21 protein-coding genes are annotated in these 23137 nt (G+C 73.0%); 5 read left to right on the top strand and 16 right to left on the bottom strand.

The annotated features are described in order from the left end of the window. Positions 1–42: 42 nt before the first annotated feature. From ACQRUO_RS16380 to ACQRUO_RS16360, 5 genes are all read right to left on the bottom strand, one after another. Positions 43–1083: an acyl-CoA dehydrogenase family protein gene (locus ACQRUO_RS16380; protein WP_428316647.1), complete on the bottom strand. Its 1041-nt coding sequence runs from the start codon at positions 1081–1083 to the stop codon at positions 43–45. Beyond that, the gene (locus ACQRUO_RS16375; protein ID WP_428316646.1) at positions 1080–2279 is read right to left on the bottom strand and encodes an acyl-CoA dehydrogenase family protein; all 1200 of its coding nucleotides are present in this window, start codon (positions 2277–2279) and stop codon (positions 1080–1082) included. Before ACQRUO_RS16375 ends, ACQRUO_RS16380 begins: the two co-directional genes overlap by 4 nt. Next, positions 2276–3454, bottom strand: coding sequence for an acyl-CoA dehydrogenase family protein (locus ACQRUO_RS16370; protein ID WP_428316645.1), 1179 nt, complete (start codon positions 3452–3454; stop codon positions 2276–2278). The genes ACQRUO_RS16375 and ACQRUO_RS16370 overlap by 4 nt, the downstream gene beginning before the upstream one ends. 5 nt (positions 3455–3459) lie before the next feature. Next, the gene (locus tag ACQRUO_RS16365) at positions 3460–4467 is read right to left on the bottom strand and encodes a phosphotransferase family protein (protein WP_428316644.1); all 1008 of its coding nucleotides are present in this window, start codon (positions 4465–4467) and stop codon (positions 3460–3462) included. 137 nt (positions 4468–4604) lie between these two features. After that, positions 4605–6284 (bottom strand): purple acid phosphatase family protein, encoded by a 1680-nt coding sequence (locus ACQRUO_RS16360; RefSeq protein WP_428316643.1) that lies wholly within the window; start codon positions 6282–6284, stop codon positions 4605–4607. Positions 6285–6574: 290 nt separating this feature from the next. Here ACQRUO_RS16360 and trpS point away from each other — a divergent pair, with 290 nt between their 5' ends. Together trpS and ACQRUO_RS16350 are read left to right on the top strand one after the other, a co-directional pair. Next, complete coding sequence (trpS, locus tag ACQRUO_RS16355; protein WP_428316642.1) at positions 6575–7579, top strand: tryptophan--tRNA ligase; 1005 nt, start codon at positions 6575–6577, stop codon at positions 7577–7579. A 360-nt stretch (positions 7580–7939) separates the two neighbouring features. Next, positions 7940–9382, top strand: coding sequence for a nucleobase:cation symporter-2 family protein (locus ACQRUO_RS16350; RefSeq protein ID WP_428316641.1), 1443 nt, complete (start codon positions 7940–7942; stop codon positions 9380–9382). Positions 9383–9446: 64 nt separating this feature from the next. On the opposite strand, the gene ACQRUO_RS16345 is transcribed toward ACQRUO_RS16350, so the two are convergent. The 8 genes from ACQRUO_RS16345 to ACQRUO_RS16310 all read right to left on the bottom strand — a co-directional run bounded on the left by ACQRUO_RS16345 (position 9447) and on the right by ACQRUO_RS16310 (position 13027). Further along, positions 9447–9926 carry a VOC family protein gene (locus ACQRUO_RS16345; RefSeq protein WP_428316640.1) on the bottom strand — a complete coding sequence of 160 codons (480 nt, stop codon included), beginning with the start codon at positions 9924–9926 and terminating at the stop codon, positions 9447–9449. 74 nt (positions 9927–10000) lie between these two features. Continuing rightward, on the bottom strand, positions 10001–10396 hold the full coding sequence (locus tag ACQRUO_RS16340; RefSeq protein WP_428316639.1) for a PIN domain-containing protein: 396 nt from the start codon (positions 10394–10396) through the stop codon (positions 10001–10003). Beyond that, positions 10396–10671, bottom strand: coding sequence for a hypothetical protein (locus ACQRUO_RS16335; RefSeq protein ID WP_428316638.1), 276 nt, complete (start codon positions 10669–10671; stop codon positions 10396–10398). The genes ACQRUO_RS16340 and ACQRUO_RS16335 overlap by 1 nt, the downstream gene beginning before the upstream one ends. Positions 10672–10681: 10 nt before the next feature. Further along, positions 10682–11053 (bottom strand): hypothetical protein, encoded by a 372-nt coding sequence (locus ACQRUO_RS16330; RefSeq protein WP_428316637.1) that lies wholly within the window; start codon positions 11051–11053, stop codon positions 10682–10684. Between the two features lie 62 nt (positions 11054–11115). After that, positions 11116–11757, bottom strand: a complete 642-nt coding sequence (locus tag ACQRUO_RS16325; RefSeq protein ID WP_428316636.1) for a Scr1 family TA system antitoxin-like transcriptional regulator — start codon at positions 11755–11757, stop codon at positions 11116–11118. Between the two features lie 16 nt (positions 11758–11773). After that, on the bottom strand, positions 11774–12289 hold the full coding sequence (locus ACQRUO_RS16320) for a DUF6879 family protein (protein WP_428316635.1): 516 nt from the start codon (positions 12287–12289) through the stop codon (positions 11774–11776). Beyond that, positions 12264–12494 carry a hypothetical protein gene (locus tag ACQRUO_RS16315; protein ID WP_428316634.1) on the bottom strand — a complete coding sequence of 77 codons (231 nt, stop codon included), beginning with the start codon at positions 12492–12494 and terminating at the stop codon, positions 12264–12266. The genes ACQRUO_RS16320 and ACQRUO_RS16315 overlap by 26 nt, the downstream gene beginning before the upstream one ends. Positions 12495–12586: 92 nt before the next feature. After that, positions 12587–13027, bottom strand: a complete 441-nt coding sequence (locus ACQRUO_RS16310) for an ATP-binding protein (protein WP_428316633.1) — start codon at positions 13025–13027, stop codon at positions 12587–12589. On the opposite strand from ACQRUO_RS16310, the gene ACQRUO_RS16305 reads away from it, so the two are divergent. Then, on the top strand, positions 13026–13880 hold the full coding sequence (locus ACQRUO_RS16305) for a helix-turn-helix domain-containing protein (protein ID WP_428316632.1): 855 nt from the start codon (positions 13026–13028) through the stop codon (positions 13878–13880). The two genes, ACQRUO_RS16310 and ACQRUO_RS16305, sit on opposite strands and share 2 nt — an antisense overlap. Next, complete coding sequence (locus ACQRUO_RS16300; protein WP_428316631.1) at positions 13880–14092, top strand: DUF397 domain-containing protein; 213 nt, start codon at positions 13880–13882, stop codon at positions 14090–14092. The genes ACQRUO_RS16305 and ACQRUO_RS16300 overlap by 1 nt, the downstream gene beginning before the upstream one ends. Before the next feature lie 457 nt (positions 14093–14549). Here the strand turns inward: ACQRUO_RS16300 and ACQRUO_RS16295 are convergent, their stop codons facing one another. Continuing rightward, positions 14550–17627, bottom strand: a complete 3078-nt coding sequence (locus tag ACQRUO_RS16295) for a BTAD domain-containing putative transcriptional regulator (RefSeq protein WP_428316630.1) — start codon at positions 17625–17627, stop codon at positions 14550–14552. 211 nt (positions 17628–17838) lie between these two features. On the opposite strand from ACQRUO_RS16295, the gene ACQRUO_RS16290 reads away from it, so the two are divergent. Next, entirely contained in the window at positions 17839–20052 is a 2214-nt protein-coding gene (locus ACQRUO_RS16290) for a tetratricopeptide repeat protein (protein ID WP_428316629.1), read from the top strand. Between the two features lie 581 nt (positions 20053–20633). On the opposite strand, the gene ACQRUO_RS16285 is transcribed toward ACQRUO_RS16290, so the two are convergent. Next, complete coding sequence (locus ACQRUO_RS16285; RefSeq protein ID WP_428316628.1) at positions 20634–21845, bottom strand: hypothetical protein; 1212 nt, start codon at positions 21843–21845, stop codon at positions 20634–20636. Positions 21846–22116: 271 nt separating this feature from the next. Then, positions 22117–23055: a deoxyribonuclease IV gene (locus ACQRUO_RS16280; RefSeq protein WP_428316627.1), complete on the bottom strand. Its 939-nt coding sequence runs from the start codon at positions 23053–23055 to the stop codon at positions 22117–22119. Between the last annotated feature and the right edge of the window lie 82 nt (positions 23056–23137).

Here is a 23137-nt window from a genome sequence, read left to right as displayed (position 1 = left end):
GCGGCGGGTCGCTCGCTGCGCCCCGCCGCCCGGCCCCGCCGCTCACGCCGCCGGCAGGTCCACCAGCTCCGCCAGCGTCGCGCGGTGCTGCCCTGGGGTGCCGAGGGCCAGCTGGTCCGCCTTGGCGCGCTTCAGGTAGAGGTGCGCCGGGTGCTCCCAGGTCATCCCGATGCCGCCGTGCAGCTGCACGCACTCCTCGGCGGCCCGCACCGCGACCGTGCCGCAGTGCGCGGCGGCCACCGCGACCAGCACCGCGGCGTCGGCGGCCCCGGTGGCCAGGGCGTCGGCCGCGGCCCGGGCGGCGGCGCGGGCGCCGACCACCTCCAGCCACAGGTCGGCCAACCGGTGCTTGAGCGCCTGGAAGGAGCCCACCGGACGGTTGAACTGCCGGCGCTCCTTCAGGTACTCGACCGTGGTGGCCAGGCACCACTCGGCGATCCCCAGCTGCTCGGCGGCGAGCAGCCCGGCCCCGGTGCGCAACGCGTGCTCCAGGACCGCGGGGTCCTCGGTGAGCAGCCGGCCGGGGGTGCCGTCCAGCAGCACGTCCACCAGTGGCCGGGTGAGGTCCAACGAGGTCCGCGGCTGCACGGTGAACCCGCGCTCCACCAGCCACAGTTCGCCGTGCGGGCCCGGCACCACCAGCAGGTCGGCCGAGCCGGCGTCGGCCACCGAGGTGATCCGCCCGGTCAGCCGGCCGTCGGAGACGGTGACCGGCGAGGTGCCGCCGCGCCCCGGCCCGCGGCTGAACGGCACCGCCAGCGCCCCGATCCGCTCGCCGTCCGCCAGCAGCCCCGCCTGCTCGCCGAGCGCCGTGGCCGCCAGCACCGCGCTGCCGAGGTACGGCACCGGCGCCACCGCCCGGCCCAGCTCCTCCAGCACGACGGCGACCTCGCGGAGCGAGCCGCCGCCCTCCCGGACCCCGGCGGCGCCCAGGTCCACCGCCAGTGCCCGCCAGAGCGCCAGGTCGTCGCCGGCGCCGGTGGTGACCCGGGCCAGGACCGCGCTCGCCGGGCTGCGGTCGTGCAGCAGTTTGCGCACCGCCGCCCGCAGCTCCTCCTCCACCTCGTCGTACAGCAGGTTCACCGGGAGAGCTCCTTCCACGGGAGGTCCTTGTCGCCGCGCGGCTCCGGCGGCAGGCCGAGCACCCGTTCGGCGATGATGTTCCGCAGGATCTCGCTGGTGCCGCCCTCGATCGAGTTGCCCTTGGCCCGCAGGTAGCGGTAGCCGGCCTCGCGGCCGGTGAAGTCGACCAGTTCGGGGCGGCGCAGCGTCCAGTCGTCGTAGCCGAGGCCCTCCTCACCGAGCAGTTCGACCTCGAAGCCGGTCAACTCCTGGGCCAGTCGGGCGAAACCGAGCTTGCCGCCGGCACCCTCGGGGCCGGGCTGGCCGGCCGCGAGCTGCTGGCGCAGCCGTTCGCCGGCCAGCCGCAGCACCTCGGCCGAGACCCAGTGGCCGAGCAGTCGCTGGTGCAGTTCGGGGGTGCGCAACTCCGGTCGGCTGCGCCAGGTCTCGGCGACCATGCCGATCAACCCGCCCTCGCGCGGGATCGGTTGGCCGCCGATCGCGACCCGCTCGTTGTTCAGCGTGGTCTGCGCCACCCGCCAGCCCTCGCCGACGGCACCGAGCCGGTCGGTGTCGGGGATCCGCACGCCGGTCAGGAAGACCTCGTTGAACTCGGCCTCACCGGTGAGCTGGCGCAGCGGTCGGACCTCCACGCCGGGGTCGGTCATGTCGCAGACGAAGTAGCTGATCCCCTGGTGCTTGGGCAGGTCGGGGTCGGTGCGGGCGAGCAGGATCGCCCAGCGGGCGGTGTGGGCGGAGGAGGTCCACACCTTCTGGCCGTCCACCCGCCAGGAGCCGTCGACCTCGCGGACCGCGCGGGTGGCCAGCGCCGCCAGGTCGGAGCCGGCGCCGGGTTCGCTGAACAGCTGGCACCAGACCTCCTCGCCGGTCCACAGCGGGCGCAGCCAGCGCCGCTGCTGCTCGGGGGTGCCGTAACGCAGGATGGTCGGGGCGGCCATGCCCAGCCCGATGCCGATCCGCCGCGGGTCGTTGTCCGGGGCGCCGGCGGCCGCCAGTTCGGCGTCGACCACCGCCTGCAGGGCGCGCGGGGCGCCGAGCCCGCCGAGGCCGACCGGGAAGTGCACCCAGGCCAGGCCGGCGTCGAACCTCGCACGCAGGAAGTCGAGCCGGGCCTGGAAGTCGAGCGGGTCGACGTCCGCGTGCGGGTGGGTGGCCAGGAGCTCTTGGGTCAGTGCGCGCAGGTCGTCCTCGTTCACGCCTGGTACCTCCGCAGCTCCCGGCGGGCCAGCGAGCGGCGGTGCACCTCGTCCGGGCCGTCCGCCAGCCGCAGGGTGCGGTTGCCGGCCCAGAGCTGGGCGAGCGGGGTGTCCTGGCTGACGCCGGCCGCGCCGTGCGCCTGCACCGCCTTGTCGAGGATCCACTCCACGGTCTGCGGCACCGCGATCTTGATCGCCTGGATCTCGGTGTGCGCACCCTTGTTGCCCACGGTGTCCATCAGCCAGGCGGTCTTCAGCACCAGCAGCCGGGCCTGCTCGATCCGCACCCGGGACTCCGCGATCCAGTCCTGCACCACGCCCTGCGTGGCCAGCGGCCTGCCGAACGCCACCCGCTCGCTGACCCGGCGGCACATCAGTTCCAGCGCCCGTTCGGCGATCCCGATCGCCCGCATGCAGTGGTGGATCCGGCCCGGGCCGAGCCGGGCCTGGGCGATCGCGAAGCCGGAGCCGGGCTCGCCGATCAGGTTGCCGGCCGGCACCCGGACGTCCTCGAAGAGCACCTCGGCGTGGCCGCCGTGGTCGCGGTCCTCGTAGCCGAAGACCGTCATGGCCCGCTTCACGGTGACCCCGGGGGTGTCGCGCGGCACCAGGACCATCGACTGCTGCCGGTGCGGATCGCCGTCCGGGTCGGTCTTGCCCATCACGATGAAGACCTTGCACTCCGGGTTCATCGCGCCGGTGATGTACCACTTGCGGCCGTTGACCAGGTAGTCGCCGCCGACCCGCTCGATCCGGGTCTCGATGTTGCCGGCGTCCGAGGAGGCGACCGCCGGCTCGGTCATCGCGAAGGCCGAGCGGATCTCGCCGGCCAGCAGCGGCTCCAGCCACTCCTTGCGCTGCGCCTCGTCGCCGAACTGGGCCAGCAGCTCCATGTTCCCGGTGTCCGGGGCGGCGCAGTTGGTGGCCGCCGGGGCCAACAGGATGCTGCGGCCGGTGAGTTCGGCCAGCGGCGCGTACTGCAGGTTGGGCAGCTCGCAGAACAGGTTCCACAGGCCGCGCGCCCTGGCCTCGGTGCGCAGCTCGCGGACGACCGCCGGGGTGGACCAGTCGTCGTTGACCACCAGGCGCTGCTCGGCCGGGTAGACGCACTCCTCCAGGAAGGCGGTGAGGTGCCCGCGCAGCTCCTCGGTGCGGGCGTCGAAGGCGAAGTCCATGGGGGTCAGTGCTCCTTGAGTGCGGTCAGGCCGTGGGCGACGAAGAGCGGGACCAGCTGGCCGACCCGGTCGAAGCCGGCGCCGACGGTGCGGCCCTGCTGGTAGCGGAAGTGGATGCCCTCCAGCACCACGGCGAGCTTGAACGAGGCGAAGGCGACGTACCAGGCGACCCGGCCGACCTCGCGCCCGCTGCCCGCGGTGCCCGCCGCGTACCGCTCGACCAGCTCGGCGCCGCTCGGGAAGCCGGGAGCCAGCGCCACGCCCGGGATCACCCCGGCGAACTCGGCGGCCAGCTCGGTGTACATCACCAGCAGGCCGAGGTCGGTGAGCGGGTCGCCCAGGGTGGACATCTCCCAGTCCAGCACCGCGGTGATCCGGTCGTCCGGGCCGACCAGCACGTTGTCCAGCCGGTAGTCGCCGTGCACCAGGGTGGGCGCCGGCGAGGCGGGCAGCCGGTCGGCCAGCTGCCCGGCCAGCGCGTCGATGCCGGGCACCTCGCGGCTGCGCGAGGCGGCCAGCTGCTTGCCCCAGCGCTGCACCTGCCGGGCCAGGAAGCCGTCCGGGCGCCCGAAGTCGGCCAGGCCGACTTCCGCCGGATCGACCGCGTGCAGCGCCACCAAGGTGTCCACCAGGTGCCCGGCCAGCGCCTGCACCCGGGCCGGCCCGAGGGCGGCCAGCGCCGCGCTGTCCCGGTGGGCGGTGCCCTCGACGAACTCCATCAGGTAGAACGGCGCGCCGATCACCGCCGGGTCCTCGGTCAGCCGCACCGGGCGCGGCACCGGGACCGGCGAGCCGTGCAGCGCGCCGATCACCCGGTACTCGCGGGCCATGTCGTGCGCGGTGGCCAGCACGTGGCCGAGCGGCGGGCGGCGCAGCACCCAGCGCTCGGTGCCGTCGGTGAGGCGGTAGGTGAGGTTGGAGCGGCCGCCCTCGATCAGTTCGGCGCGCAGCGGGCCGGTGCCCAGGTGGGCCTGGAGGGCGGCGAGGTCGAGGCCCGGGGGAGTCTCTGTCATGGGCTTCCTTCGAAGGCGGGTGACTAAGCGCTTGCTTAGCCTCTCCCCGCAGGCGGCCGATGTCAACGAAGGAGGGAGACGAAAAAGCCGCGCCCGCCGGGGAAGTGGCGGGCGCGGCTGCTGGTGCGTCGGACGGCTCAGTTGCCGTCGGAGCGCTTGCGGTGCAGCACGAAGTTCTCCATCGGGCTGATCGACCCGTCCGGCTGGGCCACCCGGAAGTAGGTGACGTGGATGCTGGTGGTGCCGCCCGGGTGGGTGCCGGGGTCCACGGTGAACGCGGCGAACCCGTACGAGTGGTCCTCGTCCCGCACACCCACCCACGGCGCGTCCTCGTACACGTACACCGGGGTCCGCTTGCCGTTGGCCCCCACCGCGCCGACCCCGGTGATCACCTTGGCCTTGGCCGGCTGGAAGAACGACTTGTTGCTCGGCGAGGAGGTGCCGCCACCGCCCAGCACCATGTGCACCGTGCCCAGCGAGGTGTCCATCACGTCGGTGGCGGTGGAGACCGGGTTCGGGGTCAGCGTCTCGGAACCGGAGACGGTGCCGCGCACCGGCAGCGAGCGCTCGTAGTCGTGCTCGTGGCCGCAGACCACCAGGTCCACCTGGTAGCGGTCGAAGAGCGGGCCCCACTGCTCGCGCACCCCGCGGTCGGCGCCGTTGGCGTCCGAGGAGCTGATCACGACCTGGTGCATGCAGACCACGACCCAGTCGATCGAGCAGTCGGACCGGGCCTGGGCCAGGTCCTGCTCCAGCCAGGCGCGCTGGGCGCCGCCGCTGTAGCCGTGCACGTAGGCGTCGCCGGCGTCCTGGTAGGCCACGTCGTCGTTCTGCAGCACCACCACGTGCACCGAACCGACGGTGAAGGAGTACCAGAGGCCCTGGGTCTCGTCGTCGCCGCCGTTGTCCGGCAGGTCGAACCGGGTCTGGAAGGCGGTGAACCCGATCGGGCCGTTGGCCTTCTCGTTCTCGTGGTTGCCGGCCGCCGGCATCCACGGACGGAACCGGGCCGAGCGGGTGTTGTTGGCGAAGAAGCCCTGCCAGGTGCGCAGCCGGTCGGGCGAGATGTTGGCGTAGCAGAGGTCGCCGTTGAGCAGGTGGAAGAGCGGGTCGACCTGCTCGATGCCGGCCACGATGTCGGCGGAGGCGGGCGAGGCTATGCCACTGGGCACCACCGTGTAGCCGCCCTTGCCGTCCGGCTGCCAGGTGGTGCTCGGCACGGCCTGGTCGCCGAAGCTGGTGAAGGTGAAGGCCTGGCGGCCGCGCTCGGCGGTGCGGAAGGTGCCGGCGTCCGGGCGGCCGCCGTCGTGCAGCGCGGCGTAGGTGTAGTAGGTGCCGGGGCGCAGGTTCTCCATCCGGGCGTGGTGGGTGTAGACCATCCGGTTGCTCACGCCGTCGGTGTAGGTGCGGGTCTCGGCCTGCACGGTGCGGCCGAAGCCGCCCTCCAGGGTGCCCAGTTGGACCCGGGGGTTGCGCACCGGGCCGTCGGTGCTCCAGGAGGCGGTCATCTGCCGGGCCGGGTCGGCGCCGAAGGTCAGGTGCAGGCCCTCGACCGCCGGGGCGCCCAGCGACTCGGGACGGGTGAGCAGCAGCGGCGAGCCGGCGCCCGTGGGGTCCGACGAGTCGTCAGCTGAGCCGTCGTCAGCCTGCGCGGGGGAGGCGCCGAGCAGCGGCCCCGCGGCGAGCGCGGCGCCGCCCATGCCGGCGGTCAGCCGCAGCGCGGCGCGGCGGCTCACCGTGCCGTGGCTTGCCGTGCCGTGGCTTGCCGGGCCCGCCGGGCCGGCTGCGGGCTCGGGGGCATCGAAGGGCTGGTCCACGGAAACTCCTCGCCTCGGGTCGATTGACAGCCGCTCAGGTTAGGCCGGATCCGCGGGTGCTGTGGTGAACGTGAAACGGCGACCCCTTGAACGCTTGCCCGGCGCCCGGGCGCAGGGGTTACAGTGGTGCCCATGCGCACACCACTGCTCACTCTCAGCTGGTGGCCGTCCTAGGACGGCCGCGCATCCCGCATGCCCAGGGCCGTCCGGACGGACGGCCCTTTCGCTTGCTCCCAGCACGGGCCGCCCGCCGAACGGCCGCCCCGCCCGTGTCCCGAGGAGAAGCCGCCATGACCACCGCCGCGTTCCGCCCCCGCGTGCTGACCGGTGACCGCCCGACCGGCCCGCTGCACCTGGGCCACTACTTCGGTTCGTTGCAGAACCGGGTGCGCCTGCAGAGCGAGGGCGCCGAGCTGTTCATCGTGATCCCCGACTACCAGGTGCTCACCGACCGCGACACCGCGGAGAAACTCCCCGAGACGGTCGAGGAGTTGATGCTGGACTACCTCGCGGTGGGGATCGACGCTGAGCGCGCGGTGATCTTCACGCACAGCTCGGTGCCGGCGCTCAACCAACTGCTGCTGCCCTTCCTCTCCCTGATCAGCACCGCCGAACTGCACCGCAACCCCACGGTCAAGGACGAGATCCAGCACTCCCGGCAGGCCCAGGTGAGCGGCCTGATGCTGACCTACCCGGTGCACCAGGCGGCCGACATCCTGTTCTGCAAGGCGCGCCTGGTCCCGGTCGGCCAGGACCAGCTGCCCCACCTGGAAGCCACCCGGACCATCGCCCGCCGCTTCAACGCCCGCTACACCCGCGGTGGTTCGCCGCTCTTCCCGGAGCCGGAGGCGCTGCTGTCGGCGATGCCGCTGCTGCTCGGCACCGACGGCGGCAAGATGAGCAAGAGCCGGGGCAACGCCATCGCGCTGGGTGCGGGCGAGGACGAGACGGCGCAGCTGATCCGCGGTGCCAAGACCGACACCGAGCGCCGGATCACCTTCGACCCGGAGCACCGTCCCGAGGTGTCCAGCCTGCTCAGCCTGGCCGGGCTCTGTCAGGGCCGGGACCCGTACGCGGTGGCCGAGGAGATCGGCGAGGGCGGGGCGAGCAGGCTCAAGGCGCTGGTCACCGAGGCGGTCAACGAGCACCTGCGCCCGATCCGCAAGCGCCGCGCCGAGCTGGCCGGGGACCGTGGTTACCTGCGCGAGGTGCTGGCCCGGGGCAACGCGCGGGCCAACGAGGTGGCGGACGTGACGCTGGCCCAGGTGCGGACGGTGATGGGCATGACGTACTGAGGTCGGCTGGACGGGGTGGGCGGGGTGGACGGGTTGGACGGGCTGGACGGGCGCTCTTGGATAAACCTCCAAGAGTATGTGGACCTCGGGTGGGATCCGGCAGGAGCTATTGACGAGCGGGGAGGGTCTTCCTAGATTCTCTGCAACGCGGAAATCGGATTCCGCATCGTGGATATCTACATATTGTCTTAGCAATGCATGTGACACCGCATGGGCCGGCTCCTGTTCGCCGCAGGAGCCGGCGGTGGGCGACGGCCGCGCCGTCCGCCAGGGTCGTCCCAGCGGCACCGTGCCCCGTCCCGCACTTCGGTCGTCGTTCCCGGGCCCGAAGCCACCGTCAGATGTGGAGGGACCACAGCCATGGCCCGTCAGGACTTCGCCCCGCCGTCGCCGTCATCGCCGCCGTCGTCGGCGTCCTCGCCGTCGGCGTCGGATGCGCCCGTGCACCCGGTGGACGAACTGCTCCCGGTCGGCCGGATGTCGGCCGTCGCGGTGCAGCACGTGGCCAGCATGTACGCCGGCGTGGCCGCGCCGCCGCTGATCATCGGCGGCGCGGTCGGCCTGAGCCCGGCCAAACTGACCGCGCTGCTGGCGGCCGCCCTCTTCATCGCCGGCGTCGCCACCCTGCTGCAGTGCCTGGGCTTCTGGCGGGTCGGCTCCCGGCTGCCGTTCGTCAACGGGGTCTCCTTCGCCACCGTCTCGCCGGTACTCGCCGTGGTCGAGGCGAAGAAGGGCGCCGCGCTGCCGCTGATCTTCGGCTCGACCATCGTGGCCGGCCTGTGCTGCTTCCTGGCCGCGCCGCTCTTCTGCCGCCTGATCAGATTCTTCCCGCCCGTGGTCAGCGGCACGGTGATCACCCTGATCGGCGTCTCCCTGCTCCCGGTGGCGGGCAACTGGGCGCAGGGCGGCAACGCCGCGGCGCACTCCTACGGTTCGGTGGGCAACCTCGGCCTGGCCGGCTTCACCCTGCTCGCCGTGCTGCTCCTCAACCGCTTCCTGCGCGGCTTCCTGCAGCGGATCGCGATCCTCTTCGGCCTGCTCGCCGGCACCCTGGTGGCGATCCCGTTCGGCAAGGTCGACCTGCACGCGCTCGCCGCACTGCCGGTCTTCGCGCTGCCGCACCCGTTCGCCTTCGGCGCCCCCAGGTTCGAGGTGGCCTCGATCATCTCGATGCTGGTGGTGATGGTGGTCTCGATGACCGAGTCCACCGCGGACATGATCGCGCTCGGCGAGGTGGTGGAACGCCCGGCCACCGACCGCACCATCGCCGCCGGCCTGCGCGCCGACGGCCTGGCCACCGCCTTCGGCGGCGTGTTCAACGGCTTCATCTGCTCCGCCTTCGCGCAGAACATCGGCCTGGTCGCGCTGACCCGGATCCGCAGCCGGTACGTGGTCGCCCTCGGCGGTGGCTTCCTGGTCGTGATGGGCCTGATGCCGGTGGTCGGCGGCCTGGTCTCGCTGGTGCCGCAGCCGGTCCTCGGCGGCGCCGGGATCGTCCTCTTCGGCTCGGTGGCGGTGGCCGGGCTGCGCACCCTGAGCAAGGCCGACCTGTCGGCCGGTTCGAACGCGCTGATCGTCGCGGCCAGCCTGGCCTTCGGCATCTTCCCGATCGCCTACCCGGGCTTCTACCACGCCTTCCCGCAGCAGGTCGCCACCGTGCTGAGCTCGGGCATCTCGGCGGGCTGCCTCTCGGCGATCGTGCTCAACCTGCTCTTCAACCACCTGGGGCGGGGGCGCGGCGCGGGGGCGTCCGCGGCGGCCTCGGAGGCGGCGTCGGCCCCTGAGGTGCAGCCGGTGGGCTGAGCCGGCGCCGAGTGCGTCGACCCGTCGACGCACTCGGCCACCGCTTTCCCTCACCCGCTTTCCCTCACCCGCCGTCGTGCGCCCGCCGCAGCTCCGCGATGTCCAGCTTGACCATCTTGAACATCGCCTCCGTGGTCCGCCGGGCCTTCTCCGGATCCGGATCCCCGACCAGCTCCACCACCCCGGCCGGAACCACCTGCCACGACACCCCGTACCGGTCGGTCACCCACCCGCACTGCACCGGCTGCCCGCCGTCGGTCAGCCGGTCCCAGTAGTAGTCGACCTCGGCCTGGTCCGCGCACTCGATCTGGAACGAGATCGCCGGACTGAACGTGTACTGCGGCCCACCGTTCAGCCCCACGAACCGCTGCCCGTTGACCTCGAACTCGACCGCCATCACACTCCCCGCCGGCCCCGGCCCGGCCTCGGTGTACCGCCCGACCCGCCCGAGCCTCCCACCCTTGAACACGGACAGGTAGAACTCCTCCGCCTCCTCCGCCTGCCCGTCGAACCACAGACACGTGGTGAACCCGTCGCCAGCCATCACTACCTCCTAGGTCGACCCCCACCCACCCAGCCTCGTCCCGCCCGCCGGGCTACGCCCACCCGACACGCGCGTCAGATCGCCCTGACCACGACGCGGTCCCCGCAGAGCAGGCGCATGTCCTCCTCGTCGGAGGTGAAGATCGTGACGTCCCCGCGCTGACGCAGCGCTACGGCGGCGAGGACGGCGTCAATGGCGTACTTGTGTCCGTGTAGACCCGCGGTCGCCAGCAGCTCGATCGCCTCTCCGGCGATCTCTCTGGTCACCGGCTCGACTGCGATCCTGGACAGGGTCCAGGTCCATGCTGCCCTCTTGACGCGCCCGTGATGGGCCTCGACGAGGGTCATCGACGTGGTCATGACCCGGATACCGGATCGATCCGCGTCCTTGAGCCGGGCACCCATCCCGCGATGCCCGAGGACCGCCTGGGAGAGACCCTCGCTGTCGAGCAGGTAGACGAGCTCTGACATCAACCCGCCTTGCGTTCAGGAGCTGAGCGAGCCTTGCGTTCCGCATGCTGCCGCTGGAGCGCGAGCCGCTCCGCCTCTGCTGCCGCCAGCTCCTCGTCGGTCACCTTGCCGTGCTCGCCCTCCCACCAACCGACGAACTCGTGCAGGTGGTCGCGCTCGCGCTGGCGCTCTATGGCCTGCGTGACGTACCGGCTGAATCCACCGGACCCCACCTCGGCGCGGATCTCCTCTGCCAGCTCCTCGGGCAGTGTCACGGTGTACTTCTTTGTTGCCATACCAGTCATCCTACCGACGGCCGGTCGGGCCGCCCTCTTGTCGCCGGCTGGGCCTGGTTACGGGCCGCAGGCCGGAACGGCGCCGCGGTAGGTGATCTCGAAGGACCCAGCGGCTCTCTCCTGCCGCGACGACCCAGACCTCGAGCACGTCGTCCGCGAGCCAGGTCCAGACCGCCCACGTCGCCGCGAGCAGCAGCGGGGCGCCGCTCGCGGCGGGCCAGGCCCGCAGGCACAGCCGCAGGTATCCGTGGGACAGGTAGGTCCCGGGGTCGGGATGCAGGCGGTGGGTCTCCAACCAGGTGTGCACGGCGGCGTGCAGGTCGGCGTGCCGGCGGTCGCCGAGGGTGGGGTGCTGCGGGGCGGACGCCGCGGGATCTGTCATGCCGATGACGGTAAGGACGAGCTGCGCAGGCCCTCCAGGAGCATGCACGAACTTGCACCCGTTCACCCGAGGGCAGTGGCTGCTGCCGCGATCAGCTGACGCGCGTCGGCGCCGTACAGGCGGTCGAGCTGACCGTGCATCACATCCGCTCCACCGACGGACTTCCGCAGCGCGGACTCCTCGATCAGGACCGCGAAGCGGTGCGCGCCCTCGTACAGCACGCGCTGCCGCTGCATCCGCACCGCAACCGCGTCCTCGACGTCCTCCGACAGGCCGCGCCGACGCGCGGTTCCGCGGAGCACCGCCCGGGTGTAGGAGGCGGTCTGGAAGGGGCCGGGCATCAACCACGACGAGTACGAGCGGAACCGTCGGGTCCGTTCGAACAGCGGGCTTGCGGACTCCTGGGCACGTTTGAGGCCTGCGCGCTCCAACCGTCGCCACTCGACGTACGTGCCCTCGATCCCGCGGGCCGTGGCGATCAGGTCGGCCAGCTGGTCTTCGGCCGCACAGTGCAGCGTCCACGCCCTGAGGTCGGCATCCGACGGCGGCGTGCGGCCGTGCTCGATCCGCGAGCACTTCGACTCGTGCCAGCCGGCCCGAAGGGCCAGTGCGCGTGCGGTGAGACCGGAGTCCTTCCTGATCTCGCGCAGGCGTCGGCCCAGGTCCTGCCGGGCCTGTTGCACGGTCGAGTACTGCGGGGTCACGGTCGGCTGATGCCCGTCACGCGGGTCGGTACTCCGCGTGTGGGGTGGCTCGTGCCCAGGCTGTCTCGAAGGCGGCAGCGCACAGCTGCAGCACGTGCCGATCCTTCGTCAGCTCCGGTGGTGTCGGCTCCCCGTTGCCGTCGAAGTGGTTGACCAGCAGCAACCGGCCGTCGAACAGCCAGAAGTCGTTGCCGGGGAGCGCGATGTCGGTGGCCAGTCGTCGAGGCAGCCAGCGAACCTCCTCGCCGGCGGCGACGTTCAGGCCATCGGTGATCTCGTACTCGAAGCGGACGTAGTCGCTGACCGGTTCGGAGACGATCCGGAGTCGACGGACGACGACGCCACGTTCGCCGGCCTCGGCCACCATGGCGAACCACTGCGGCCACCGGGCCGCGGGGTCCACCGGCCGGCCCGCCCTCCAGTCGACGAACGCCGGATCGGAGTGCATGTACCCGTCGCGCATCTCCAGGTGCAGGGCGGAGCGGCCGCACTGCCGCAGCAGGTCGTCAAACCTGTTCGGGTCCAGCGTCACCACTCACCTCCGGGAAGAACTGCATCATGCGCCTGGGCCACTCGATCACCGTTTCGTGGTCCGGGATGTCCAACTGCTCGAGTCGCTTCTGGTCCGTGACCTTCCAGGACTGGACCAGGTAGGTGTCGGTCTCGTCGTCGTAGTAGAGGGTCGGCGAGTTGTTGACCGGCGACTCGGGGTCCTTGCCCAGCTTGTGCAGTGCCATGACGACCTCCGCGGTGAGGCAGACGATACCCGTGTTCAGGCTTGCAGGGGGAGCAACAGCGGTGCCAGCGGCTTGCGCGAACTTGCAGGGCGTTACCCGACGTCCGACGCGGGCGTGCAGGTGCACCAGACCAGCTTGCCGATGCCGTCACGCGGGCCCCAGCCCCACTTCTCGGCGAGCCGGTCGACGAGCAGCAGGCCGCGTCCCGACACGGCCTCGGTCTCGGCCTCGATGCCGCTGCCCAGGCAGGGCGGGTCGGCTGATGCGTCCTCGACCGAGATCCGGAGCAGGCGGTCCTCGACCTCAAGGGTGAGGCGGATCAGCTGGTCGGCGCGGGTGCCGTGCACCAGTGCGTTGGTGACCAGTTCGCTGACCAGCAACTCGGCCTTGTCGATGAAGTGTTCGCCGTCCTGCTGCCGGCTGAGGAAGGAGCGGAGCAGGACCCTGGCCGTGGCCGGGGCGCGGCGGCTGCGCGGGAGCCAGCAGCGCTCGCGGGTGGCGGGGGAGGGCGGTCGGGCGGGCGTTTCGGGCATGGCGGAGCTCCGGCGGCGCAGGCTCGGCTCGCAGCTCCGGCGGTTGCGCGAGGCGGCCGGGAAGACCGTCGAGGAGGTGGCCGGCTACCTGGAGGTCCACAAGGCGACGGTCAGCAGGGTCGAGCTCGGCCAGACCGGCATCCGGCCGCGCGACATCGCTCCGCTGCTCGGCTACTACGGCGTCGCGGACCCCGAGGCGGCACGGGCCCTGGAGGCCCTGGCGCGGGACAGTCGCAAGCGTGGCTGGTGGCAGCAGTACGCGGACACCCTGTCGCCGGAGTATGCGGATCTGATCGCCTTGGAGGCGGAGGCTTCGCAGATCCGGACGTTCGAAACGGCGCTGGTGCCGGGGCTGTTGCAGACGGCCGAGTACACCCGCGCGGTGACTCGCGCGAATCCCTCGATTCTCGACGAGGGTGCGTTGGAGGCCTTCGCCGCTGTCCGGCTGGCGCGTCAGGAGGTTCTGACGTCGCCGACTCCCGTGCGGCTGTCGGCGATCATCGGTGAAGCCGCGCTACGCACACCGGTCGGCGGGCGGGAGGTGATGTGCGAACAGCTGGAGCATCTGCTGGCCGTGGCGGAGCTGCAGAACACCACGGTTCAGCTGCTCCCGTTCGAGGTCGGCGCACACGCCGGGATGTCCGGGCCGTTCGTCGTCTTCTCCTACCCGCTCCCCACTGCCGGGGACGTGGTGTACCTGGAGAACCTGACCTCGTCGCTCTACCTGGACGGCCCGGACGAAGCCGAGAGGTATCGGACCGTCTTCGAGAACCTGAGGTCGGCCGCCCTGAATCCGCGCGACAGCTGTGACGTGATCCGTAGCATTCTGGCAGAGATGAGAGGGGCGAGCTGATGGACGCCGCAGAGCGGTCGATGGCCTGGCGCAGGTCGAGTCACAGCGGGTCGACGAACAACTGTGTGGAGGTGGCCGACGGGCTCCCCGGTGTCATGCCGGTGCGGGACAGCAAGGATGTCGGCGGGCCGACGCTGGCGTTCTCGGCCGGCGCGTGGCGGGCCTTCCTGGCGGGTGTTCGCGCCGGTGTGTTCGACGGCCGCGATCGCTGAGCCCTCGTGGGGGCTCAAACGCGGCGGGTGGTCGGCGGAGGAAGCTCCGCCGACCACCCGTCGGGAACCGCACGTCCTGCCGGTCAGCTCCAGCAGGGAATCCAACACCAGGTGCAGTAGCACACCGCGGCCGTGAGAGCGATGGCGGGCGTGAGCAGCAGCAAGCGCCCTGCGGCCCGCCTGAGGCGGGTCGTTCGCGTGCCGATCCTTGCCGGGAGGGCCGACCGGTGTTCGGTGACGGGGCCAGCGACGGGGGCGCTGCCCTCGATCCGGGTCATGGGTACCAGTTCCTTCTACTTTTTGATGCTTTCACTGAGAGTGATCGCACCCTAGCGCACTGCCTAGTGATCGACAATGGCCCTTTGCGGAGAAGGTTTGTCTGGTCGGAGGCTTGATCAACTGTCAGGGCCGGTGCGGGTGCAGGGCTCGGATCGGCGAGGCCCTGACCGCCCTGACTTCAGGTCTCGAAGCGGGGGTTGGCCGTGCTTGGATCACCGTCGCACCCCGCCTGCTGGGAGGCTAGCGATTCCAGGGCCTGCAAGGCCTCGGCTGCCGTCTTTTGATCGTGAAGGCGCTGTGCGAGCGCAAGGGCTGACCTGAGGTGTCCCTCGGCGGACCGGTACTGGTTGATAGAGATCTCGGCGACGCCAAGGGCTCGCTCGGTGATCGCACGCTCCCGGTCGGCTCCCATGGCGGTGGCCAGGACGAGTGCCTCCTGCAGGGTCTCTGTCGCCACCCTGCCCCGACTCGACCGGAGTTGGACCATGCCCAGGGTCATGAGCGCGGGGAGCACGTGTTGGCGGTCGTTGAACTGCCGGAAGGTGACCAGGGCGTCCTCGGCCAGGGCGAGAGCGGTCGGCAGGTCGTCCGGGTGGTCCATGGCGGCGGCCAGGTTGCTGCGAGCTATAGCCTGGTCGATGGCGGAGAGGGTGTCGGCGCCGACGGTCAGACAGCGTTCCAGGGCGGCCCGGGCCGCACTGCTGTCGCCCTGTTCCAGCAGGACCTGACCGATGTTGCTCAGCGTCCTGGCCGCCAGGCGCAGGTCGCCCCGCCGGTGGAACCCGGCGAAGGCCTCTTCCAGGAAGGCGAGCGCAGCGGAGAGGTCTCCCAGGAAGATCATCAGGATGCCGAGGTTGTTGAGCGAGCGGTCGACCTGACGGCGGTCGCCTTCGGCGCGATTGATCGCCAGTGCTTCCCGTTGCAGTGCGAGGGCGGCTTCGAACTCCCCGGTGGCTCCGTGCAGCACCCCGTGCTGACTCAGGGCCTCGGCTTCTCCGCCGGCATCGTCCACCAGCCGGGCCAGTCGCAGCGCCTGGTGGGTCGCGGCGAACGCGTTGTGCGGCTGAGCGGCCCGCTGGTAGGCGTTGCCCAGATCCAGCAGCGCCCGGGCCTGGCCCCGCTGGTCGGCCACGGCCCGGAAGTGCTCGACGCTGCTCTGGTGCAGCTCGATCGCCTCCTGCCAGAAGCCTTCGACGTCCAGGAAGCCGGCCAGCGAACAGGCGAGCCAGGTTGCCTCGGCCGTCCGGTCGGTGATCGTGCGGCGATGGATCGCCAGGAGCGCCGGCAGTTCCGCTGCGAGCCACCGACGTGCCTCCGCGGGGGAGTCCCAGTGGGGCAGGCCGGTACGGTCCCAGCGTGGTTGGTCGAGGCGCAGGCGGTGCGGGTACAGGAGCCGGTCGGCGCGGTCCACCGCGGCCAGTTCGAAGCGCAGCAGTCGGGAGAGCGCCTCGGCGCGCGCTGACTCGGTGTCCTCGGTCTCGGCCCGGGACGAGGCGAAGGCGGCGAGGAGGTCGTGGTACGCGTAGAGCTCCGGGGACGGTTCCTCCAGCAGGCTGGCGTCCACCAGTTCCTCCAGGGACCGCTCTGCCTCGGCGGGCGGCAGGCCGAGCAGCGCCGCCGCGGAGTGCAGGGCGAACCGGGGCCCGGGAAAGTCCGCGAGCATGCGGAAGGCGCGTTGGTGATCGGGCGTCAGGGACCGGTAGGAGAAATCGAACACCAGGCGCAGGTCCTGTTCCGCATCGTGGATCTCGTCGACCAGGCGGGCTGACGAGGCCAGTCGTTGGGCCAGGTAGGCCAGGTCCCAGGACGTCCGCCCCCGGAAGCGGCTGGCCAGGATCTCGGTCGCGAGCGGGTGGTATCGCAGGCGGCCGAGCACCTCCTGGATCTTGTCACCGTCATCGGCGCGCTCGTTGTTGACCAGGCGCTGGAAGAGGGCGACGCCGTGCTCCCAGGCCAGGCCGTCGATGAGGTGCTGTTGGACACCCGTCAGTTCGTTCAGCCGGCGCCGACTGGTGAGGATCACGAAGGACCGTGGATTGGCGGGGATCAGGTTGCGGACCTGAGCGCCGTCGGCGACGTCGTCCAGGACGATCACGTAGCGGTGGGTGTCGAGGACGCGGTGCCAGAGGGCGAGCTGCTCCTCCTGCTCCGCGGGCACCGCGCCGGAGGGGAAGCCCAGGGCGCGGAACAGCTCGGCGAGGGCGGCCTGTGGTGTGAGCGCCGGTTGTGCCGCCGAGTTCGCGTGCAGGTTGACCAGGTACTGGCCCTCCGGGTAGCGCTCGGCCAGCAGCCGGGCGGCGTGCAGGGCCAGCACGGTCTTGCCGATGCCGCCCATGCCGCTGATGGAGACGACGCCCGAGCCGGCCGTCAGCTCGGCCAGTTCGCGTTCGCGGCCGATCAGGGGGCGCAGCGGGCGGAGGTTGGAGGGAGCGGCCGTGGTCGGCGGCGCCGACGGCTCCGTGGGCTTCGCCGCCGAGCGTGGGACCAGGTCCGCTGCCGGTGCTCCCGCCAGGATGCGGGCGTGCAGCTCGGTCAGCTCCGGACCCGGAGCGATGCCGAGTTGGTCGCCCAGGAGCTCATAGGTGCCGCGGTACCTGGCCAGGGCCTCGTCCTGGCGGCCGGCGCCGTGCAGGGCGAGCATCAGCCGGGCCACCAGGGTCTGGTGGGTCGGGTGGGCCGAGACCAGCGGCGCCAGGACGGTCACCAGGTCCGAGAAGCGCCCGAGGCGCATCTCGACTTCGGCTCGGGCCAGGGTGGTGGCCAGCCACTCGCGGTTCATGGTGGCGCGGGCGGCGTTGGCCCAGTCGCCGCGCAGGTCGGCGAGCGGTTCGCCGGTCCACAGGGCGTCGGCCTGGGTGAGCAAGGTCAGCGCGGTGGGGTCGTCGCCCTGGTCGGCGGCCTCCCGTGCGCGGCCGGCGAGTCGGCGGAAGCGGTGGTAGTCGACGATGCCCGGGTCGATGTCGAGGGTGTAGGCGTGACCGTGCGAGACGATCAGCGAGGTGGCGGCGGCGCCGTCGGTCTGGGCCGCAGTGCGCAGCGCTCGGCGGAGCTTGGAGACGTTCACGTACATACCGGCCGCCGGATCCGCGGGTAGCTGGGAGTCCCAGAGCCGGTTCGCCAAGGTACCGACGGACAGCGGCCGCCCCGCGTCCCAGGCGAAGGCGGCCAGCAGGCAGCGGATCTTCTCGGGGCCGACCGGGCAGCGCTCCCCGGCGGCCTTGAGTTCGACCGTCCCCAGGAGTCGTACTTCGAGCAAGGTGCTCCCCCCTTCGGTCGGTGCCGCCCGGTCCTGATGGTGTGCATGACGGATTGACGGGCGGCCGTGGCTATATCACGTGTGCGTGCGGGGTAGAGAACACTGCATCACCTCTTGCGAGTTGTGAACAGTACTGAATCTGAATCGACCGGGACGGAGCGCCAACTGGAAGGACCGTGACCGCCGACTGAGTGGACCGGGGGGAACGCTCATGGGAACGACGGACGAAGAGCCCGCCGCCACCACCCACAACCGGATCGCCGGCGCCGCCCACCTCGCCGGTGGCGTGCTGCAGGCGCGGGACGTGCACGGCACCGTCCACCTGCACGCCGCCCCCGCGCCCGCGCACGCGCCGCCGCCCGTGCCGCGCCAGTTGCCGCCGCCCACCGGTCCGTTCGTCGGGCGCACCGCCGAGCTGGCCGCGCTCGCCGCGTTGGGGGCCGCCCGCGGGCTGGTGGTGGTCAACGGGCCGGCCGGGGTCGGCAAGACGGCCCTGGTGCTGCACTGGCTGCGCACCCTGGCCCCCGCCTACCAGGACGGTCTGCTCTACGCCGACCTGCGCGGCCACGCGCCCGGCGGGCCGGCGCCGGCGGTGGAGACGCTGGGGGCCTTCCTGCGCGCGTTCGGGGTCGAGCGGGTGCCCGGGGACGAGGCGGAGGCGGTGGCGCTCTGGCGGTCGGTCAGCGCCGGGCGGCGGATCGCGGTGATGCTCGACAACGTGGTGACGGCCGCCCAGGTGCGCCAGCTGCTGCCGGGCACCGACGTCGCGCTGGTGGTGGTCGCCAGCCGCTACCGGCTCTCGGGGCTGGGCGTGGACGGTGCGGTCTTCCACCCGCTCGGCCTGCTCGACGCGAGCGCCGTGGAGCAGATCCTGGTGCAGCGGATCGGCGAGCAGCGGGCCCGCCTGGAGCCGCAGGCGGTGCGGCAGGTGGCGGCCCGCTGCGGGGGCCTGGCGCTGGCCGTCGCGCTGGTGGCCGCCCGGGTGGCGGCCCGCCCGCGGCTCACCCTGGCGGCGACGGCGGCCGCGCTGGAGCGGGACGGCGAACGGCTGGCCGCGCTGCGCCTGAAGGGAGAACTCGCCGTGCAGGGTGCCCTGGACGCCTCCTGCGCCGGGCTGGCCCCCGCGGCCGCCCGGCTCTACCAGTTGCTCGGCCTGCTGCCGTTCACCGACTTCACCGCCGATGACGCGGCCGCCCTGCTCGCGGTCCCGGCCCCGGACGCGGCGGAGGAACTGGACGCGGCGGAGGAGCTGGACGAACTCGCCGAGGCCAACCTGGTCGAGGACCTGGGCACCGGCCGCTTCCGCTTCCACGACCTGGTCCGCCTGCACGCCGCCGAACGCGCCCGGGCCCGGGAGACCCCGGCCGACCGGCAGGCCGCGCTGCGCCGGCTGCTGGAGCACTACCTGGCCGCCGCGACCACCGCCGAGGAGCTGCTGGCGGCCAACCACGCCAGGCTGGCCCGCCACTTCACGGCCGAGCGCCCGCCCGCGCCCTTCGACCCGGCCGACGAGCCGGCGGCGCTGCGCTGGCTGGAGCAGGAGCGGCGGCACCTGCTGGAGGCCGTCCGGGCGGCGGACGAGCAGGGCTGGGACGCCCTCACCTGGCAGCTGGTGGACGCGATGTACCCGCTCTTCCACCGCCTGCGGGCCTTCGAACTCCAGGACGAGGCGCACCGCCTGGGCCTGACGGCGGCCCGGCGGACCGGCGACCGCGCGGCGCTGTCGCGGATGCTCACCGACGGCGCCGGGCGGCTGCGCAACCTGGGTCGCCCGGCGGAGGCGATCGAGTGGTACCAGGAGGCGCAGCAGTTGGCCGAGGCGGACGGTGACGCCAAGGCCCAGGCGCAGGCGCTGCACGGGATCGGCCAGGCGCACCTGCTGGCCGGGCGGTTGGAGGCGGCGGTGTGCTGCTTCCGCCGCGACCTGGAGCTGCGGCTCTCGGTGGGCTACGCCAGGGGTGCGGCGCTGACCCGGGTGACCCTGGGCGACGTCTACGTCTCCCAGGGCCGACCCGAGCAGGCACTGCCCGAGCTCACCGAGGCCCACCGGGCGCTGCTGGCGATCGGCGAGCCCTACGAGGCGGCCCGGGCGCTGGCGCACCTGGGCCGCGCGTACACCGCGCTCGGTCGTCCGGCGGCCGCCGAGGAGGTGCTGGAGGAAGCCGGGGCGATGTTCCGCACGGCCGGCTCCCGCACCTGGGAGGCCCGGACGGCGGAGCTGCGGGGCGAGGCGGCGGAGGCCGCCGGTGCCCCGCAGCGGGCCGGGGACTGTTACCGGGTCGCCCTGGCGCTCTACCAGCAGGCGGGCGCCCCGGACGTGGCCCGGCTGGCGGGGAGGCTGGAGCGGCTGGGGGGCACCGCGGGCACCGCCGGTGAACCCGCCCCGCCCGGCCCACCCGCCCCGCCCGGCCCGCCCACCGGCTGAACGTCCGCCCAGCGCACCCCGCCGGGCCCGAGCACCGCCACCGAGCGCAGCACCCGCGGCGCGAGCCCCGCCACCAGGCAGGCGTGCAGCAGCGAGCCGAGCACCCCCGGGGGCACCGCCGGCCCGTCCGCCCGGGGTACCCAGCGCACGGGGGCGTGGCCCCGCGCCCGGGTGAGCACCGCGCCGTCCGGCTGCGCCGTGGCCACCACCAGCGCGCCGGGGTGCACCGCCAGCAGGTCCCCGACCGGCGGATCAACGTCCGGCTGATCAACGGCCACCAGACCCCCGGCCGGCAGATCAGTAGCCACCAGGCCCCCGGCCACCAGACCCCCGCCCGCCCCGTCGCCGTGCAGCACGTCGGCCAGCGGGCGCAGCCCGGCGGGGCCGGCCAGGCCCACGCTCAGGTGCTCGTCGACCACCCCCGCCCCGCGGTAGGGCGCCCCGCAGTCCACCCGCACCAGCAGCGGCGCGGCATCGGCGGCAACCGGCGGTTCCAGATGGGCCAGCAGCCCCTCCGGCGCGTCGGCCGGCGCGCCGAGCAGCACGCGGACGTGGCCGGTCAGTTGACTGGACATCAGCTCTCACTCCGCCTTTCCGTCGAGCCGCCCGGGCAGCGGCAGCGGCTCGGTCTCCGGCCGGTGCGCGGGTTCGCCCAACTCCAGGATCCGGTACAGCAGTCGGCGCATGTTCGCATGGAAGGCGCCCGGTTCGGAGGAGATCCGGGCGGCGATCTCGGCGTACTCCTGCGGGCGGTACCGTTCGGCGGCGTAGGCGAGTTGCTCCTCCAGCGGCCGGCCCGGGGAGAGCGCGGGCGCGGTCCGGGCCAGCTGCGCCCCGGGGGAGCGCTGGTTGACGGTGCGGAACGGGTACTGCGAGATCAGGATCGGCGCGCCGGTCATCGCCCCGTAGAGGGTGACCGAGCCGTGGTCGCCGATGATGAAGTCCGCCGCGATCAGCAGTGGTCGCCAGTCGGTCTCCGGCGGCAGCAGCGTGAGCTGTCCCTGGGCGCCGCCGGACAGCCACGAGCGCACCTGCCAGCCACCGTGCCCGGACCAGACGTTGGGGTGCACCAGCAGGGCGGCCCGGTAGCGCTCCGGCGGCAGGCCGAGCAGCCGGGGCAGCAGCGCGTCCAGCCGGTGGAAGGCGGAGCCCAGGCCCCAGGTGGAGCAGACCAGCACGAAGCGTTCGTCGGCGCGCAGGCCGAGGGCGCGCCGGTAGGCGGCGCGGTGCGGCAGCCCGGCGGCCAGCCGGTCGTAGCCGGCGTCGCCGACCACCTCGGTGATCGGCAGCGCCTCGGGGCAGGAGTCCGCCAGGGTCGCCAGGTCCTCGCGGTGGGCCAGCGCGAAGGCGCGCGGCACCAGGCGGCCGTCCCAGGTGAGGTAGCCGCGGCCCATCCCCCCGATGGTGCCCGCGAGGCCGTCGACCGGCCGGGACAGCTTGATGTGGCCGGCGCCGTGCGGCAGCCGGACCAGCGGTCCGCGCAACTGCTCCATGCCCTGCGAGCCGGCGGTCAGGATCAGGTCGAACTCGGTCTCGACGGCCCGCTGCCAGGGCAGCACGGCGCCGCCCAGGTCGGCGAGGACGCGCTCGGTGCCGTCGTTGAAGGCGTGCGGGGCCACGGTGAAGACCACGTTGACCCGCAGGTCGCCGTGGAAGAGCACGAGCAGGTCTCTGATCCGCATCCCGTAGACCAGGGTGTGGATCACCACCAGGACCTTCTTGCAGTCGGGTACGGTCGCCCACTGCCCCGGGTCCCGCTGGGCCGGGCCGGACGACTGCTGGACCGACGACATGGTCATCTCCCCCTCTGGAGCCTCGAACGGTGGGGCTCGCACGGAGCCCCGGAGGTCGGCCGCCGGACGCGCGGCCGGGAGGGGGGTTTCCCGGCGGGCTGGCGAAAGCCCTGCCGGAGCCTTGCGGAATCCTTGCACCGCAGGTGCCGGGTCGGGCGTACCGGAAGCACGGGGGAGTGCGGCGGGTGGTCGACCGGCCGGCTGGCGTACCACCCCGGTCGCCCGGCGCTACGGCGCGACCCGCGCTCCGCCGCCGGCAGCCCCGTCGCCGTCAGCTCGCCGCTGGAACCCCCGCCGCGGCCTCCGCCCGCAGCCGCTTCAGCGTCGCCACGTCGGCCGCGTGCCCGAAGCCGGGGGCGGCGCTGCGGTCGGGGGTCTCCAGGATCAGCGGGACGCCGGCGGTGGCGGGGTGGGCCAGCAGCTCGCGGAACGGGTCGGCGCCGATGTGCCCGTCGCCGATGTTGGCGTGCCGGTCCTTGCGGGCGCCGGCCACGTCCTTGGAGTCGTTGGCGTGGATCAGCTTCAGCCGGTCCGGGCCGATCGCCGCCTCCAGCGCGTCCAGGGCCTGCGCCACCCCGCCCGGGGCGGCCAGGTCGTGGCCGGCGGCGAAGGCGTGGCAGGTGTCCAGGCAGACCCCGACCCGCGGGTGGTGGTCCAGCGCCTCGGCGTACTCGGCCAGGTCCTCCAGCCGGGAGCAGAGCGACTGTCCCTGGCCGGCGGTGGGCTCCAGCAGCAGCCAGGGTGCGTCCGGACCGAGCCCGTCCAGTTCGGCCAGCAGCGGGCGGACGTCGGCGCGCACCTGGGCCATCGCCTCGCGGCGCCGGCCGCTGCCGACCGCCGAGCCGGTGTGCACCACCACGCCGAGCGCGCCGATGGCGTGGCCGCGCAGCAGCGAGTGGCGCAGCGAGGCGGTGGAGCGCTCCCGGGTGGCGGCGCTGTCGGAGCCGAAGTTGATCAGGTAGGGCGCGTGCACGTAGGCGGGGACCGCGGCCGCGGCGCAGGCGGCCCGGAAGGCCTCGTCCTGGGCAGGGTCGCCGGTGGGGGTGGCCCAGCCGCGCGGGTTGGCGACGAAGACCTGGACCGCCTCGCCGCCGATCTTCTCGTTGTAGGCGAGCCCGGTGCCGACCAGGCCGCGCCCGGCCACCGGCACGTGGGCGCCGATCGGGTTGCGGAGCCGGTCGGCGCTGGGGGTCTGAGCTGCGGGATTCACCCCAGAAGGGTGCCACAGCGGCGGCCGGGGAGAACGGCCGAGGCCGCCCCGCGAGACGGCCCCGACAACGGCCGAGGCTGTC

Source organism: Kitasatospora sp. LaBMicrA B282, from assembly GCF_050325825.1.
Lineage (GTDB): Bacteria > Actinomycetota > Actinomycetes > Streptomycetales > Streptomycetaceae > Kitasatospora.
Note: the sequence above shows the minus strand (reverse complement) of the source record. Positions and strands in the feature narration are given on the sequence as shown.

Excerpts from the sequence above, each read along its gene's own strand:
- ACQRUO_RS16370 (WP_428316645.1), bottom strand. The coding sequence starts at position 3,454 with ATGGACTTCGCCTTCGACGCCCGCACCGAGGAGCTGCGCGGGCACCTC.
- ACQRUO_RS16365 (WP_428316644.1), bottom strand. The coding sequence starts at position 4,467 with ATGACAGAGACTCCCCCGGGCCTCGACCTCGCCGCCCTCCAGGCCCAC.
- trpS (WP_428316642.1), top strand. The coding sequence starts at position 6,575 with ATGACCACCGCCGCGTTCCGCCCCCGCGTGCTGACCGGTGACCGCCCG.
- ACQRUO_RS16350 (WP_428316641.1), top strand. The coding sequence starts at position 7,940 with ATGGCCCGTCAGGACTTCGCCCCGCCGTCGCCGTCATCGCCGCCGTCG.
- ACQRUO_RS16345 (WP_428316640.1), bottom strand. The coding sequence starts at position 9,926 with ATGGCTGGCGACGGGTTCACCACGTGTCTGTGGTTCGACGGGCAGGCG.
- ACQRUO_RS16340 (WP_428316639.1), bottom strand. The coding sequence starts at position 10,396 with ATGTCAGAGCTCGTCTACCTGCTCGACAGCGAGGGTCTCTCCCAGGCG.
- ACQRUO_RS16335 (WP_428316638.1), bottom strand. The coding sequence starts at position 10,671 with ATGGCAACAAAGAAGTACACCGTGACACTGCCCGAGGAGCTGGCAGAG.
- ACQRUO_RS16330 (WP_428316637.1), bottom strand. The coding sequence starts at position 11,053 with ATGACAGATCCCGCGGCGTCCGCCCCGCAGCACCCCACCCTCGGCGAC.
- ACQRUO_RS16315 (WP_428316634.1), bottom strand. The coding sequence starts at position 12,494 with ATGGCACTGCACAAGCTGGGCAAGGACCCCGAGTCGCCGGTCAACAAC.
- ACQRUO_RS16305 (WP_428316632.1), top strand. The coding sequence starts at position 13,026 with ATGGCGGAGCTCCGGCGGCGCAGGCTCGGCTCGCAGCTCCGGCGGTTG.
- ACQRUO_RS16310 (WP_428316633.1), bottom strand. The coding sequence starts at position 13,027 with ATGCCCGAAACGCCCGCCCGACCGCCCTCCCCCGCCACCCGCGAGCGC.
- ACQRUO_RS16300 (WP_428316631.1), top strand. The coding sequence starts at position 13,880 with ATGGACGCCGCAGAGCGGTCGATGGCCTGGCGCAGGTCGAGTCACAGC.
- ACQRUO_RS16290 (WP_428316629.1), top strand. The coding sequence starts at position 17,839 with ATGGGAACGACGGACGAAGAGCCCGCCGCCACCACCCACAACCGGATC.
- ACQRUO_RS16285 (WP_428316628.1), bottom strand. The coding sequence starts at position 21,845 with ATGTCGTCGGTCCAGCAGTCGTCCGGCCCGGCCCAGCGGGACCCGGGG.